This window comes from Perlucidibaca piscinae DSM 21586 (assembly GCF_000420045.1).
In the GTDB taxonomy this organism is placed as follows: domain Bacteria; phylum Pseudomonadota; class Gammaproteobacteria; order Pseudomonadales; family Moraxellaceae; genus Perlucidibaca; species Perlucidibaca piscinae.
Window position 1 is genome coordinate 377,657 of the sequence record NZ_ATUE01000006.1, and the last position, 15,237, is coordinate 392,893.

The 15,237-nt window shown below is 64.8% G+C and carries 13 protein-coding genes and 1 pseudogene; 5 read left to right on the forward strand and 9 right to left on the reverse strand.

The window, feature by feature from the left end; genetic code table 11:
- The first annotated feature begins 4 nt into the window (after positions 1–4).
- Entirely contained in the window at positions 5–739 is a 735-nt protein-coding gene (locus F595_RS0105890; RefSeq protein WP_026913279.1) for a murein L,D-transpeptidase catalytic domain family protein, read from the forward strand.
- Here the strand turns inward: F595_RS0105890 and rapA are convergent.
- The 3 genes from rapA to F595_RS13020 are packed head-to-tail and all read right to left on the reverse strand — an operon-like array spanning position 704 to position 5,526.
- Positions 704–3,517: an RNA polymerase-associated protein RapA gene (gene rapA, locus F595_RS0105895; protein ID WP_022955948.1), complete on the reverse strand. Its 2,814-nt coding sequence runs from the start codon at positions 3,515–3,517 to the stop codon at positions 704–706. The two genes, F595_RS0105890 and rapA, sit on opposite strands and share 36 nt — an antisense overlap.
- A 17-nt stretch (positions 3,518–3,534) precedes the next feature.
- Entirely contained in the window at positions 3,535–4,203 is a 669-nt protein-coding gene (locus tag F595_RS0105900) for an RluA family pseudouridine synthase (protein WP_022955949.1), read from the reverse strand.
- 45 nt (positions 4,204–4,248) lie between these two features.
- Positions 4,249–5,526, reverse strand: a complete 1,278-nt coding sequence (locus F595_RS13020) for a TCR/Tet family MFS transporter (protein WP_022955950.1) — start codon at positions 5,524–5,526, stop codon at positions 4,249–4,251.
- Positions 5,527–5,660: 134 nt separating this feature from the next.
- On the opposite strand from F595_RS13020, the gene F595_RS0105910 reads away from it, so the two are divergent.
- Genes F595_RS0105910 through F595_RS0105920 form a run of 3 tightly spaced genes read left to right on the forward strand, consistent with a single transcriptional unit; the run spans position 5,661 to position 8,709 of the window.
- Complete coding sequence (locus tag F595_RS0105910; RefSeq protein WP_022955951.1) at positions 5,661–6,593, forward strand: DMT family transporter; 933 nt, start codon at positions 5,661–5,663, stop codon at positions 6,591–6,593.
- Between the two features lie 18 nt (positions 6,594–6,611).
- Positions 6,612–7,925: an alpha/beta fold hydrolase family protein gene (locus F595_RS0105915; protein ID WP_040568143.1), complete on the forward strand. Its 1,314-nt coding sequence runs from the start codon at positions 6,612–6,614 to the stop codon at positions 7,923–7,925.
- The gene (locus F595_RS0105920) at positions 7,918–8,709 is read left to right on the forward strand and encodes an MlaA family lipoprotein (protein ID WP_022955953.1); all 792 of its coding nucleotides are present in this window, start codon (positions 7,918–7,920) and stop codon (positions 8,707–8,709) included. Before F595_RS0105915 ends, F595_RS0105920 begins: the two co-directional genes overlap by 8 nt.
- Here F595_RS0105920 and cysG read toward each other — a convergent pair.
- The gene (gene cysG / locus F595_RS0105925; RefSeq protein ID WP_022955954.1) at positions 8,706–10,085 is read right to left on the reverse strand and encodes a siroheme synthase CysG; all 1,380 of its coding nucleotides are present in this window, start codon (positions 10,083–10,085) and stop codon (positions 8,706–8,708) included. The two genes, F595_RS0105920 and cysG, sit on opposite strands and share 4 nt — an antisense overlap.
- Before the next feature lie 3 nt (positions 10,086–10,088).
- On the reverse strand, positions 10,089–11,372 hold the full coding sequence (serS, locus tag F595_RS0105930; RefSeq protein ID WP_022955955.1) for a serine--tRNA ligase: 1,284 nt from the start codon (positions 11,370–11,372) through the stop codon (positions 10,089–10,091).
- A 192-nt stretch (positions 11,373–11,564) separates the two neighbouring features.
- On the opposite strand from serS, the gene F595_RS0105935 reads away from it, so the two are divergent.
- Complete coding sequence (locus F595_RS0105935; RefSeq protein ID WP_022955956.1) at positions 11,565–12,314, forward strand: EcsC family protein; 750 nt, start codon at positions 11,565–11,567, stop codon at positions 12,312–12,314.
- Between the two features lie 228 nt (positions 12,315–12,542).
- Here F595_RS0105935 and F595_RS0105940 read toward each other — a convergent pair whose 3' ends face one another.
- The 4 genes and pseudogenes from F595_RS0105940 to lolA form a co-directional block, all read right to left on the reverse strand.
- Complete coding sequence (locus F595_RS0105940) at positions 12,543–12,836, reverse strand: addiction module antidote protein (protein ID WP_026913283.1); 294 nt, start codon at positions 12,834–12,836, stop codon at positions 12,543–12,545.
- 11 nt (positions 12,837–12,847) lie between these two features.
- Positions 12,848–13,138, reverse strand: a pseudogene (locus F595_RS13025) (type II toxin-antitoxin system RelE/ParE family toxin).
- Positions 13,139–13,254: 116 nt separating this feature from the next.
- A complete protein-coding gene (locus F595_RS0105950) occupies positions 13,255–14,556 on the reverse strand; it encodes a replication-associated recombination protein A (RefSeq protein ID WP_022955958.1) in 1,302 nt (433 codons plus the stop codon).
- Between the two features lie 33 nt (positions 14,557–14,589).
- Positions 14,590–15,231, reverse strand: a complete 642-nt coding sequence (gene lolA, locus F595_RS0105955; RefSeq protein ID WP_022955959.1) for an outer membrane lipoprotein chaperone LolA — start codon at positions 15,229–15,231, stop codon at positions 14,590–14,592.
- Positions 15,232–15,237 lie beyond the last annotated feature (6 nt).

Consider the following 15,237-nt stretch of genomic DNA (forward strand, 5'->3'; position numbering starts at 1 on the left):
CATCATGCGATCACGTTTCATCCAACGAGCGGCCTCTCTGCTTGCGGCAACGGCCCTGTCTGCCACCGCGTTGACTGCCAGTGCCTCGCCAGCCTCTGTCGCGGCCCTTAGCCGACTCGCGCCCGATCTCGACCCCAGCGTGCTGCAGCTGGCCATGAACGCCCTGCAGTGCGCCGGCGACAACGGCATGGCCGCGTCGTCACGCCTGGCTGTGATCGATTACTCGAAGGCATCCAGCGAGCCGCGTCTGTGGGTATTCGACCTCGAGCGCCAGCGTCTGCTGTTCCGTGAGCTGGTTGCCCACGGCCGCAACTCCGGCGACAACTACACGCGCCATTTCTCGAACCAGAAAGACAGCCTGGCCACCAGTCTCGGCCTGTTTCGCACCGGCGAGACCTACGTCGGCAGCAACGGCTATTCGCTGCGTCTGCAGGGGCTGGATGCCGGCTTCAACGACCGTGCCGAGGAACGCGCCATCGTCATGCATGGCGCCCCCTACGTGAACGAACAGGTGGTGCAGAAGCTCGGCCGGCTCGGTCGCAGCTGGGGTTGCCCGGCGGTGCGCAGCGGCATTGCCCGGCAGATGATAGACACCCTGAAGCAGGGCCACTTCGTGTTTTCCTACTACCCCGATCCCGAGTGGCTGGCATCGTCACGGCTGCTCAACTGCCGTGCGCCAGCCACCCTGGCGGCGCTGGGCCGCTCAGGCCGCAATGATCAGGCGTACCGCGTAGAGTGACATGTGCAGGCTGGCCAGGGCATTGCGGCCGGCTTGCAGTCGCTCGCGCTGAGCCAGGATCTCGCTGTCGCGCACGGCCGGATTGACCGCCTTCAGTGCCTGCAGGCGCTCCAGTTCGCTGCCCTCGATGCGCTCCCACTCCGCCAGTGCCTGTTCACGGCAGCTCGCCAGCTGCTGCTGGGCCAGTACATCGGCAGCGCTGAGCAAGGCATCGGCATCGTCGCGATGGGTCTTGATCACCGTGCGCGCCAAGCGGTTTTCCGGCACCACGAGCTGGCGCTGCAGACCGGCAGCCGCGACCTGGGGCGCCAGATCACGGCCGCGGGCATCGACCAGCAGTCGCAGCGGCTCGGCCTGCAGCACGCGGTCCAGCGCCAGATGTGCCGGCGCCTGCACGTCGGCCTGGTACCAGGCCTCGAGCAGCAGGGTGCCGGGCTTGACCGAGGTCTTCTGCAGCACGGCAACCTGCACGCTGCCCTGGGCTGCCTGCGACAGCCACTCCAGCACGCCGGTGACCATGGGGTGCTCCCAGGTCAGGAACTGCCAGTCTTCGTGTGACAGCGCGGTGTCGCGGCAGGCACACACGGTCATGCCGTCCGGATCGAGACCGGGGAAGGCGTCAATGAGCTGATGCTCACCAGGCTGCAGAATCCAGGTACGGTGCGCGCCATGGTCCTCGACGTGGACGCCGAACGCCTCCCAGGCCGCCAGCATGAAGCGGTCCAGGCGCTCTTCCGCGTCCTGCGCGGCGAGTGCGGCAACCAGCGGCTCGGCAATGTCGGCACGACAGGACTGCAGCTCCAGCAGGCGGTCGCGGCCATCGGCCAGGTCTTCTTCCAGGGTGGCGCGCAAGGCTGCGGCACGCTCGATGAGCGCATCGAGCAGGGCCTCGTCGGCACTCGGGCGCAGCAGCCCCTTGAGCTCGCCGAGATAATGTTCGTGCACGGTGGCGGCGGTGGGCGAGCAGCGTGCGAATACCGACAGCGCCTCGTCATACCAGCGGAACAGACGTGCCTGCGCGGAGTTTTCCAGAAGGGGCACATGCAGCTCAATGGTGTGCTTCTGGCCGATGCGATCAAGACGGCCGATGCGCTGTTCGAGCTGGTCGGGGTTGTCAGGCAGGTCGAACAGCACCAGATGATGGGCAAACTGGAAGTTGCGGCCTTCTGAGCCGATCTCCGAGCAGATCAGGATCTGCGCGCCCATGTCGTCGTCGGCGAAATACGCTGCCGCACGGTCACGCTCGAGCAGGTTCATGCCTTCGTGGAACACCGCTGTGCGTATGCCCTCGCGCAGGCGCAGCCAGTTTTCCAGGGCTTCGGCCACCGGTGCCGTGCGCGTGATCAGCAGGCACTTGTCGCGCTTGTGTGCTTTCAGCCAGCCGGCCAGCCAGGGCAGGCGCGGATCCTCTTCCAGCCAGACCTCTTCCTCGACGCGGGTCTCCGGCCAGATCGCGCCCTTGGCGACCCAGGGGACGTAGCTAGGCGGCACCGGCAGCGTCACCGGGTGACTGCGACGGACTGGAAAGCCGCCGACGGCGGCGCGGGTGTTGCGGAACAGCACGCGACCGAGGCCGTGGCGATCGAGCAGGGCATCGAGCGCGGCGCGGCGGCCCTGTTCGTCATCGAGCTGCAGCGCGAGATCCGGCAGATAGCGTGCCAGCGTGGCGGACTGGGCCGGCGAGAGGGCATCGGCCAGCAGGGCGTCGGCGAGATCGCGGGTGTCACGCCAGGCGTCATGTTCGTCGAGGAAGGCTTCCAGCGACGGATAGCGCGCCGGATCCAGCAGGTGCAGACGGGCGTAATGGCTTTCCACACCCAGCTGCTCGGGCGTCGCGGTCAGCAGCAGCAGACCGGGAATGGTTTCCGAGAGCAGGGCCACGGTTTCGTAATCGACGCTGGGCTCTTCCGGTGACCACGCCAGGTGGTGGGCTTCGTCGACCACGAGGATGTCCCAGGGCGCTTCGCAGGCCGAGGTGAGCAGATTGGGATGGTCGGTGAGCAGCGACAGCGGCGCCAGCACCAGCTGTTCGCTGAGGAAGGGGTTGTCACCGCTTTCCGCCATGGCCGCGCAACGCGTCAGGTCGAACAGGCTGAAGGCCAGGTTGAAACGGCGGCGCATTTCCACCAGCCACTGATGCACCAGGCTGTCCGGCACCAGGATGAGGATGCGCTGAGCTCGGCCCTGACGGATCTGCGCATGCAGGATGAGACCGGCCTCGATGGTCTTGCCGAGACCGACTTCATCGGCCAGCAGCACGCGCGGTTGCAGACGCCGGGCCACGGTGTGCGCGACCGAGAGCTGGTGCGGAATCAGGCCGACGCGGGCGCCCGCCAGGCCACGGGTGGTGCTGCGTGCCTGCGCCTGCTGTTCACGCGCGGCCTGCAGGCGCAGCGGAAACCACTGGCTGCCATCGATCTGGGAAGCAAGCAGACGTTCCTTGGGGCGTGACAGTCGCAGTTCCGGCGAGACCCGGGTTTCCATGAGATCACGTTCGCTGCCGTCCTGGCTGCGCACGCGGTAGCGGAACAGGCCATGAGCCTCGCTGACGCCGGTGACCTGCCAGGTCTGGCCATCGACGTCGGTGATGTCATCACCGACACTGAACTGGATGCGCGTCAGCGGCGCGTTGGCGCGGGCATAGACGCGTGATTCCTCGCTGCGGGGAAACAGCACGGTCATGGCGCGGGCATCGGCCTCGACGATGACGCCCAGCCCGAGTTCGGGTTCGGCATCGGAGATCCAGCGTTGGCCAAGGGCAGGCAGTGCGTTCTTCATGTCAGGGTCTGGCAGTGTCAGGAGGTGAAGGATTCCGGCAGCACGAAGCGCATGCGCTCGCCACTAGACGGATGATCAAAGGAAAGTTCGCTGGCGTGCAGGCACAGCCGCGCGCGAGCACACTGCCAGACCTCGCTGGCATAGAGGCTGTCGCCGACGATGGCGTGGCCCATGGCCTGGCAATGCACGCGCAGCTGGTGCGTGCGTCCGGTGACCGGGGTCAGGGCCAGCAGGGTGGTGTCCGCACGGCGTTCCAGCACCTGCCAGTGTGTGGTGGCGGGCTTGCCATTGACGGCATCGACGACCTGGCGCGGCTTGATTTCCGGCGCGTAACGCATGGGCAGATTGATTTCGCCGGCGTCATCGGCCACCAGGCCGGCAACCAGCGCGACGTAGCGCTTGTGCACGGTGCGCGCCTCGAACTGCATGCCGAGTGCGCGGACGGCCGCCTTGGTGCGGCCGAACACCATGACCCCCGAGGTGTCACGGTCAAGACGGTGCACGGCATGGAACAGCGGATCAACCGCCTGCAGGCGGGTCAGCAGACTGTCGTGCTTGTCGCTGCCGAGGCCGGGCACGCTGTGGATGCCCGACGGCTTGCTGACCACCACGCACTCCGCATCCGCATGCAACAGGGCCAGGCCAGGCCATGAGGCAGAGAAAACGGAGGAGGCGGGTTCAGTCATGGCGCGGATTGTACTTAAAAGCCTGGCCGGGGTGGCAAACGATTGTCAGACACTCGCCTGTACCGGCGGCAGGTCATCGTGACGTGGTGCCGGCCGGTAACGCAGGATCAGCACCAGCGCGACCGCCTGCAGCACGGCACTGACATAGAACGTGCCACCCAGGCGCCAGTCATCCGCCGGCAGGCTGGCTGCCAGACCCAGCAGTGGCGTGCCGATCAGCGGCGCGACCACGGTGCAGAGGCTGGCAATGCTGTTGAGCGCGCCCTGGGTCAGGCCCTGCTCATGCGCCGGTGCGGCATGCGAGACCACGGCCTGCAGTGCCGGCGTTGCAGTGAAGGCCAGCATGTTGAGCACGATCAGGACATAGAGCATCCAGCCTTCGGGTACCGAGCCATAGGCAATCGATGCCAGGCAGGCGGACAGGATGGCACGTCGTGCCAGGCTGACCTCGCCCCAGCGCTTGACCAGTCCGCCGAGCAGCACGCCCTGGGCAAGTACCGCCATGAGGCCGACCAGGCACAGGGCATAGCCGTTGTCGGCGGGCGTCCACTGGAAGCGGAAGGTGGTGTAGAGCACCCAGGTGGTGTGCATGATCCACTGAGCCAGCAGCACCAGGGCATAGATCACCAGCAAGGGACCGACACCATGCAGCGAGCGCAGATGCGTCAGCGCGCCGACCGGGTTGGCCTGTTTCCACTGGATCGGCCGGCGTTGCTCGCGCGGCAGCGACTCGGGCAGCAGCCACCAGCCGTAGACGGCATTGACCAGCGACATGCCGGCGGCGACCCAGAACGGCAGCCGGATGTCGCCGCTGGTGGCAAGCACGCCACCCAGCACCGGTCCGATGATGAAGCCGAGACCGAAGGCCGCACCGATGGCACCGAAGCCCTTGCTGCGTTGGGACGGTGGCAGGATGTCGGCGGCATAGGCATTGGCGACGGTCATGCAGGCACTGGTGGCACCGCTGACCAGACGCGCGAGAATCAGCACCACCAGCGATGTCGTGGTGGCTGACACGAGATAACTGAAGCCGAGACCGGCAATCGACAGCAGCAGCACCGGACGCCGGCCGTAACGGTCACTGAGCGCACCCAGCAAGGGCATGGCGAGGAACTGCACGAGCCCGAACACCATCATCAGCAGGCCGTAGGCATAGGCCTGCTGATCGGGACTGTCGACCAGCTCGCCGACAAGACCGGGCAGCACGGGCAGCATGAGACCGATGCCAAGCATGTCGATGAACACGGTGACAAGGACAAAGCGCAAGGCCGGGTTGCGGGTGTCGGGAGCAGGTGGCGAGGCGAGGGCGGTCACATCGGTCATCGCATGGCTGGAGTCATCGCAGTCTACCTGTCGCCCGCGGAAACGCCATCCGGACGGCATGCGACTCGTCAGTCCGGACGCCACATGGTAAAAGGCAGCTTGAGGCGACATGGGCTCGCCGGCAGGAACCCGTCATGTCGTCGTCCGCACCCGCCAGTGATACCGGATTTCTCTACGCGGCCGTGACGCTGCTGATCTGGTCGAGCTTTGTCGTGGTGTCACGGCTGGGCGCGGAAAGCACGCTGACGGCCTTCGACATCTCCGCCTTGCGCATTGCCACGGCCGCGCTGGTGCTGTCTCCGTGGTGGCTGCCGCGTCTGCTGCGACCGGCCCTGCGTCAGCTGCGCTGGTACCAGTCACTCAGCTTCGCCATGCTGGCCGGCATCTTCTATCCCTTGCTGGCGTATCTGGGCTTCGAGTCGGCACCGGCCAGCCACGGCGCCGTGCTGATCTCCGGCATGCTGCCGTTCTTCACCTCGGTGCTGGCGTTCTTCCTGCTTGGCGAACGTCCCGGCCGCACGCGCGTGCTGGGTCTGGTGCTGATTCTTTCCGGCGTGCTGACCTTGCTGTTCAGCCAGCATGCGCCGGCTGCGTCCTCGGCAAGCACGCTCAGCGGCGATCTCTGCCTGCTTGGCGCCAGTGCCGTCTGGTCGCTGTTCACGGTGCTGCTCAAGGTCTGGCGCGTGCGTGCCTTTGACGTGACGCTGGGCGTGTCGGCGTTCTCGGCACTGATCTATCTGCCGGTTTTCCTGCTGTTCCTGCCCAGTCAGCTGGCTCAGGCCTCGTATGCGGAAATCGGTCTGCAGGCGTTCTTCCAGGGCTTCGTGGTGGTCTGTGTCGCCATGTGGACCTATGCACGCGCCGTCGAGCTGCTCGGCAGCGTTCGCGTGGTGATCATGATGTCGGGTGTGCCGGTGGTCGGCGTGCTGCTGGCGATTCCGGTGCTGGGCGAAGCGCTTTCTGCCGGATCGGCACTGGGCACCGTACTGGTCTTTCTGGGCGCCTTGCTGGGGGCAATGAACAAGCCCGAGGCGGCCGCGACACCGGTTGGGAAGTCCTCCACATGAGTGCGTATAATTTATATTATGTTAAATAGCATGTTTTCCAGGATGAGTGTCGTGGTGGCTGCCAGCCTGTTCTGGCTCTCGGCACCCGCGCATGCCATCGCTGTGGATGCTGCCAGCTACGGCTTTCCGCTGAGCAATCCCTTTGTCGCCACCATCGCGACCACGCCGGCTCCGCTGCAGCCGCAGGATCTGCCGCAGGACAAGTTCATCGACCAGAGCGACTTCAGCCTATCGCTGCATCCGGACCGCGAGTTCACGCTGCCTGACGAATTCTGGGCCGTGAAGAAATTCAAGTACCGGCTGGCGCGCCAGCATCAGGCCGCGCCGCTGATCTTCATCATTGCCGGCACCGGCAGCGACTACGCGGCCGGCAGCATGGAGTTTCTCAAGCGCGTCTACTATCAGGCCGGCTATCACGTCGTGCAGCTGTCATCGCCGACCAGCTACGACTTCATGTCGGCGGCTTCGCGCTTCGCCACGCCGGGTTTCAGCCGCGAGGACGCACGCGATCTCTACCGCGTCATGCAGGAAATCCGCAACAGGCATCCGGATGTCGAGGTCACGCGCTATCTGCTCACCGGCTACAGCCTGGGCGGACTCCATGCCGGCTTTGTTAGCCAGCTCGACAGCATCAATCAGGTGTTTGATTTCAAACGGGTTTTGATGATAAATCCGCCGGTGAACCTGTTCGCATCGGTGGGCCAGCTTGACAAGCTGGTCAATGTCTCGGTGCGTGGCGTCAGTGACACGCAGACCTTCTATGATCATATTTTCAGCAAGCTGGCGACGTTTTTCCGGGACCGAGGCGGACTGCGTCTGGATGCCGCCATGCTCTACGAGTTCCAGCAGTCGGAACAGGGCCTGACCAACGAGGAAATGGCCATGCTGATCGGCACGGTCTTCCGCTTTGCCGCCTCCGACATCGTGTTCACCTCGGACCTGGTCAATCAGCGCGGCCTCATCGTGCCGCCCGGCAAGCGCCTGACCAACGGTACCTCGCTGACGCCGTATTTCGCGCAGGCGCTGCAATGCAACTTCAACTGCTACATCCGGACCCAGCTGCTGCCGTTCTGGCGCAAGCGCTTTGACGGTGAAGACATCAAGTCCCTGATCGAGGAAACCGGACTGGCGGCTATCGAGGAGCACCTGCGTGACAATCCGCGCATTGCGGTGATGACCAATGCCGACGACCTGATCCTGGTGCCCGGCGATCTGGCCTGGCTGCGCGCGGTGTTTGCCGACCGGCTCACCGTGTACCCGTCAGGCGGGCACCTGGGCAACATGAACTACCGCCGCAACGTGGCGGACATGCTGGCGTTCTTCCATGAATAAGCTCTGCCTTGCCGGCATCGGCATCCCTGCCCTGCTCGCCTCCGGTCTGGCGCTGGCGGCAGCGACGACAGCACCGGCCAGCCATGACGAAGGCTTCAGCAACCCTGTCGCCTCGCTGCGCTTCCACCAGATCGACGGCGCACCGGACCGCTTCGAGCGCGCCACGCTCAAGGCGCTCAAGGTGCATGACCCGCTGGAGCCGTTCAACCGGCGCATGTACCTGCTCAATCTGCAGCTGGACCAGCGCGTGCTGGTGCCTACCATGCGCTACTACCGGTTCTTCGTGCCCGCGCCGGTGCGCAGCGGCGTGCGCAACGTGTTCGCCAACCTGGGCGATGTCAGCAACCTGGTCAACAGCGTGCTGCAGGGCAAGATCGTGCGCAGCGGCAGCACCGGCGCCCGCCTGCTGCTCAACACCACAGTGGGCATTGCCGGGCTCTGGGATCCGGCGACCCGGCTCGGCCTGGCGCGGCAAAGCGAAGACTTCGGCCAGACCCTGGGCTTCTATGGCGTGCCGTCCGGCCCGTTCCTGATGCTGCCGCTGCTGGGACCGTCGAATGTCCGGGATGCCGGCGGCCAGGTTGTCGACATCAACATCGAGAGCGCCATAGACCTGCTTGGCGCCGCCACCTTGCAGGCCGAACAGCCCTATCTGATCGCGCTGCGCGTGGTCGATACCCGCGAGGCGGTGCCGCTGAATTACGGCCAGCTCAACTCGCCGTTCGAGTATGAAAAGCTGCGTTACGTGTTCACGCGGGCGCGTGAATTGCAGGTGGCGGACTAGTCGCGGAACCAGTTCAGTCGCTCGCGCAGCGTCACCACGTCGCCAACGATGATCAGCGTCGGTGCCGGCAGCGGCGTGGCTGCCAGCTTGTCGGTGATGTCCTGCAGGGTGCCCGTGACGACCTGCTGCTGAGGCGTGGTGCCACGCGAGATCATCGCGACCGGCGTGCTGATCGGCAGGCCGTGCGCCAGCAGCTGCTCACGGATCGGGCCGAGACTGACCAGACCCATGTACAGCACCAGCGTCTGGTTGGGATGCACCAGCTCTGCCCAGGGCAGATCCGGGGTGCCGTCCTTGAGATGGCCGGTGACGAAGCGTACCGACTGGGCATGGTTACGGTGCGTCAGCGGAATGCCGGAATACGCCGCACAGCCACTGGCGGCGGTGATGCCGGGCACGACCTGGAACGGAATGCCGGCATCGGCCAGTTCCTCGATCTCTTCGCCGCCACGGCCGAAGATGAACGGGTCACCGCCCTTGAGACGGCAGACGCGCTTGCCCTCGCGCGCCAGACGCACCAGCAGGCCGTTGATGTCTTCCTGCGGCAGGGCGTGATCCGCCCTCGCCTTGCCGACATAGATCCGGTCGGCATCACGGCGGCAGAGATCCAGAATGGGCGCGCTCACCAGACGGTCATAGACCACGACATCGGCCTGCTGCATCAGACGCAGCGCCTTGAAGGTGAGCAGGTCCGGGTCGCCGGGCCCGGCGCCGACCAGGTAGACCTCGCCGGAGGGCGGCTTTGCCGGATTCTCCAGCAGTCCGGCCAGTTGCTGGCGCGCTTCGGCCTCACGGCCGCCGAACACCAGCTCGGGCAGCGGACCGTCCAGCACCGACTCCCAGAACTGGCGACGTGCCGAGGCATCGGGAAAGTGCTGCTTGGCCTGCTTGCGGAATTCGCCCAGCAGGCTGGCGAGACGACCGTAGGCCGCAGGAATCAGCGACTCGATCCTGCCGCGCAGACGTCGCGCCAGCACCGGCGACACGCCATTGCTGGAGATGCCGATGAGCAGTGGCGAGCGATCGATGATGGCCGGGAAGATGACCGTGCACAGCGCCGGCGCATCGACCACGTTGACCGGGATGCTGCGGGCCTGGCAAGCCTGCGACACGGCGGCATTGACCGCCTCGTCGCTGGTGGCGGCAATGACCAGCACGTTGCCGACGACGTCATCTTCCTGGAAGCGACGCAGCTGCACCGTGCCGCCCTGTGCCTTGATGTCGGCACGCAGGGATGGCAGCACCTCGGGCGCGACCAGCGTCACCCGCGCACCGGCGCGCAGCACCAGCGAGGCCTTGCGTGCGGCGATGTCGCCGCCGCCGACCACCAGGCAGGGTCTGTCCTGCAGTCGGAACCCCAGCGGCAAGGTTTCCATGAATCAGCTCCGCACCGAGCTGAGCTGGGTCAGACCGCCGACATAGGGCTGCAGTGCGGCCGGAATGCGGATGCTGCCGTCGGCCTGCTGGCCGTTTTCCAGCACCGCCACCAGGGTGCGGCCGACCGCCAGGCCGGAGCCGTTGAGGGTGTGCAGCAGATCCGGCTTGCCGGTGTCCGGATGACGGTAGCGGGCCTGCAGACGGCGCGCCTGGAAGCTGCCGAAATTCGAGCAGGAGGAAATCTCGCGGTACTTGCCCTGCCCCGGCAGCCAGACCTCGAGGTCGTAGGTCTTGCAGGCCGAGAAGCCCATGTCGCCACCGCACAGCAGCATGACCCGATACGGCAGCTCCAGCGCCTGCAGCACGGCCTCGGCATGGCCGGTCAGGGTCTCCAGCGCGGCATCGGACTCCTCGGGACGCACGAACTGCACCAGTTCGACCTTCTCGAACTGGTGCTGACGGATCATGCCGCGGGTATCGCGGCCGTAGGAGCCGGCCTCGCTGCGGAAGCACGGCGTGTGCGCGACATAGCGGCGCGGCAGATCGGCGGCCGGCAGGATCTCGTCGCGGTGCAGGTTGGTCACCGGCACCTCGGCGGTCGGAATCAGGTACAGCTCACGCTCGCCCTGCAGCTTGAACAGGTCATCGGCGAACTTGGGCAGCTGGCCGGTGCCCTGCAGGCTGTCGGCATTGACCAGATAGGGAACGTAGAGCTCCTCGTAGCCATGCTGGCGCGTGTGCATGTCAAGCATGAACTGGGTCAGGCCGCGATGCAGACGTGCGAGATCGCCCCTGAGCACGGTGAAACGCGCGCCGGAGAGCTTGCTGGCACGGTCGAAATCCATGCCCAGCACCTCGCCGAGATCGACGTGATCGCGCGCCTCGAAGGCGTATTCACCGGGCGTGCCCCAGCGCCGCACCTCGACGTTGTCATCCTCGCCCTTGCCGGCCGGCACGCTGTCGTGAGGCAGATTGGGCACCGCCAGGGCCAGCGTCTGCCATTCTGCCTGCACCGCTGCCAGGGCCTGCTCGACCTCGGCCAGACGCGTGTTGATGGCGGTCATTTCGGCCTGCAGCGCATCGGTGTTTTCGCCCGCCTTCTTGGCCATGCCGAAGCGCTTGGAGCCGGCGTTGCGCTCGCCCTGCAGACGCTCGGTCTCGACCTGCAGATCGCGGCGACGGGCCTCCAGCGCGGTCCAGACCTCGCTGTCGAAGGCGACATGGCGCTTGGCCAGTGCGGCAGAAACGGAGGCATGGTCATGGCGCAGCAGTTTCGGGTCCAGCATGGAGGGAGGTCCTTGAAACGGTGTGGAATGGTGATGTGACAATGATAGTCGAGAAGCGGGCCGGATGGGTGCTGCTGTACTCGGGTTGCCGTGCGCGTGGCAGCCTGTCGGACGGAGCTGTTGCGGGCGTGGTGGCGATGGCATGCTCGGTGGCAGTGGATTTGCGGCAGGTGTTGGCAGGGAGTGCTGTGCGTGTTTTTCCAAGGGGTTGATGGGCTTGGATATTTCATCAGACTTTCTGCTTTATACCGCCAGTCATGTTTTTTATACCGCATCACTGCGGTCGAATTTAAGTTAGACAAGGGGGCAAGTGTGTCGAAAGGCTTGACGGAAGGCGCGATCATGCGCGCACTGGACTTTGCGTATGACAAGGCAGTCAATGGCGTAGCTGGCATGGATTCGGCGAGCGAAATCGCCGAGAGCTACATGAAGGTGGAGGGGTCAAAGATAGATCAAGCCAACTCATTGATCCGTTGGCAAAACACAAAGGCCGGAACGTCTGGGTTCCTGACTGGCCTTGGCGGCATCATTGTGATGCCCGTAACTATCCCAGCCAATATCGCTAGCGTCATGTATGTCCAGATTCGCATGATCGCTGCCATTGCACACCTCGGCGGTCACGACCTGAAAGATGACCGAGTAAAGGCTCTAGTTTATACATGCCTGACCGGCAATGCAGCCAAGGACATAATGAAGGACATTGGCATCGTTGTGGGCAGGAAGCTTACAGAGAATGCAATTAAGAACGTGAGTGGAAAGACCATAACAGCCATAAACCAAAAAGTAGGGTTTAGGCTTCTAACAAAGTTCGGAGAAAAGGGGGCCGTCAATCTTGGCAAAGCAATACCGCTAGTCGGGGGGATTGTTGGGGCAACGTTTGATTCCGTCACCACGAACATCATTGGCAACATAGCTCGTGACACATTTATCTCCAGCAAGTGAAGCCCTTGTCTAACAATTCATTCAAGCCGACGCCGCTTCGCGGCGCGGCTTAATTCAGGCGTTAAACGCCCTCAGCATGCCCTTGGCTGCTTTCAGTCGGGGAAGACTGCATGTTCTCGCATGAGCCGATGACTGAAATAATCTGGTCGGACTTCGGCGCTTACGGATCTGGATCCCATCCTGATTTAATTGTCGTAGAAAACCCAACCAATTGCGGCAGCAGTCACCTCAAGCCGCCACAACAGTCCACCGCAGTCCCAACGCCTGACTGACCTTGAGGATGGTCGCGAAGCTGGGGTTGCCTTCTTCCGACAGCGCCTTGTAAAGGCTTTCCCGGCCAAGCCCGGTATCGCGAGCCAGGCCTGTCATGCCCTTCGCTCGAGCGATCACGCCCAGCGCCTTGGCGATGAAGGCGGCATCATCCCCCGCCTCCTCCAGACAGGCTTGCAGATACATCACCATGTCTTCCTCGGTCTTGAGGTATTCGGCACTGTCCCACTTGCGCAGTTTGATGGTGCCCATGTCAGCCTCTTTCAAAGTTGTCGCGCCAGCTCTAGCGCGCTCCTGATATCACGGCGCTGTGTGGATTTGTCGCCGCCGGCCAGCAGAATCACGACTTCCCGCCCACGCTGCACGAAATACAACCGGTAACCGGGGCCATGGTGAATACGCATCTCTGAAACACCTTCGCCGACTGGTTTGCAGTCGCCGAAGTGACCCTATTCGGCACGGTCGATACGCATCTGAATGCGGTGGACTGCGATCAGGTCGCGCAAGCCCGCGAACCAGTCATCGAACACGTCCGTTGTGAGGATGGTCTTCATGGCATGCTCGTATCTTTCAGGATACACCCGAGCCCCGGCGGCCACAATTGCCAGGGCGCTCATGACATGAAGTGAAGTTCAGATTGTCGGCTTTCGCCAATCAACCGAACGGGGTCTCACCCCTTCCCCGCCTCCTTGTCCAGCTTCCGCAGAAACACCAGCTTGTCGCCGATCTTGATCTCCAGCCCGCGTGGCACCGGCTGGTACCAGCGTGGTTCCGGCATGTCTTCAGGCAGGTAGCGCTCGCCCGCTGCATAGGCATGCGGCTCGTCATGCGCGTAACGGTAGGCGTGGCCGTAGCCCAGCTCCTTCATCAGCTTGGTCGGGGCGTTGCGCAGATGCACCGGCACCTCGCGGCTGCTGTCCTTGGCGACAAAGGCGCGTGCCGCGTTGTAGGCGTTGTAGCCGGCGTTGCTCTTGGCGGCCACGGCGAGGTAGATCACCGCCTGGCCCAGCGCCAGTTCGCCTTCGGGCTTGCCCAGGCGCTCGTAGGTCTGGGCCGCGTCGTTGGCGATCTGCAAGGCGCGCGGGTCGGCGAGGCCGATGTCTTCCCAGGCCATGCGGATGATGCGTCGAGCCAGGTAGTACGGGTCGGCGCCGCCGTCGAGCATGCGGCACAGCCAGTACAGCGCGGCATCGGGGTCGGATCCGCGCACCGACTTGTGCAGTGCCGAGATCTGGTCATAGAAGTCGTCGCCGCCCTTGTCAAAGCGGCGCAGGCTGCCTTGCAGCACCTCGGCAAGACCCGCCTCGCCCAGCGTGCCGTCACCGGCCTCGGCGAGGTCGGCGGCCAGCTCCAGCAGGTTCAGCGCGCGGCGCGCATCGCCATCGGCAGCATGGGCAATGGCCTTGAGCTCGGTGTCCGTGAAGCGGGCATCACGCTCCGCCAGGCCGCGCGCATCGTTGCAGGCATGCTGCAGCAGGCCCTGCAGGTCTTCAGGTGCCAGCGACTTCAACACGTAGACACGGGCGCGCGACAGCAGCGCTTGGTTGAGCTCGAAGGACGGGTTCTCGGTGGTGGCACCGATGAAGATCAGCGTGCCGTCCTCGACATGGGGCAGAAAGGCGTCCTGCTGCGACTTGTTGAAGCGGTGCACCTCATCGACGAAGAGCACGGTGCGCTGACCGCTCTGGCGGTAGAACTGCGCCTCCTCGATGGCGGCGCGGATCTCCTTGACCCCCGACAGCACCGCCGACAGGGCCAGGAAGCGGGCATCACAGGCACTGCACATCAGCCGCGCCAGCGTGGTCTTGCCGACGCCGGGCGGCCCCCACAGGATCATGGAGTGCAGCTGGCCGTTCTCCAGCGCCTCGCGCAGCGGCCGGCCACGCGCCAGCAGGTGCTGCTGCCCCACGTACTCGTCCAGGCTGGACGGGCGCAGGCGTGCCGCCAGGGGCTGCCAGGGCGTGTCACGCATGGTCTGCCTCCTGACCTGTCGTCGTTGCCGGTCTCATTCGCGGATGATGTCGGTGCCCTTGGGCGGTTCGAAGCGGAACAGCGACGGCGCCAGCGTGGTGTTCAGGCGCAGATTGCGGAACTCGATCAGGGTCTGCTGGCCGAGGCTGTCCTTGAGCCGCATCACGGTCGGTGTCTTGCCCTTGAACTGCAGGCTCACGGAGGCGAACAGCGCATCCTTGGCACGTGGCGTGAGCTGGTATTCGGTCTGCAGCAGGCGCTTCTTCTCGCTGACGCGGAACTGCTGCTGCAGCAGCTTGGCATCGCCGGAGAGCAGCAGCGCCGGGGTCTGGCCCATGTCCTTGCCGAGCGGGCGTATGGTCATCTGCATCAGGTCAGGGTCATGCACCCTCACCTCCTTGCCATCCGAGACGATCAACTGCTGATAGGGCTGGTGCACGGCCCAGCGGAACAGGCCCGGCTTGCTCAGGCTCAGGCTGCCGGTGACCACGGTGGGCGCCTTGCCGGTCTGCTGGCTGGTCTGGGTGAAATCGGCCTGGAAGGTGTTCAGGCTTTTCAGGCGTTGCGCCAGGGCAGCACTGGCGTCTGCCGCCGCCGCATGGGCGGCAGCGGGCAGCGCGATCGCCAGCACGGCGATCAGGGAAACACGGCGGAACAGCGTAAAGTCAGCATTCACCTGGGG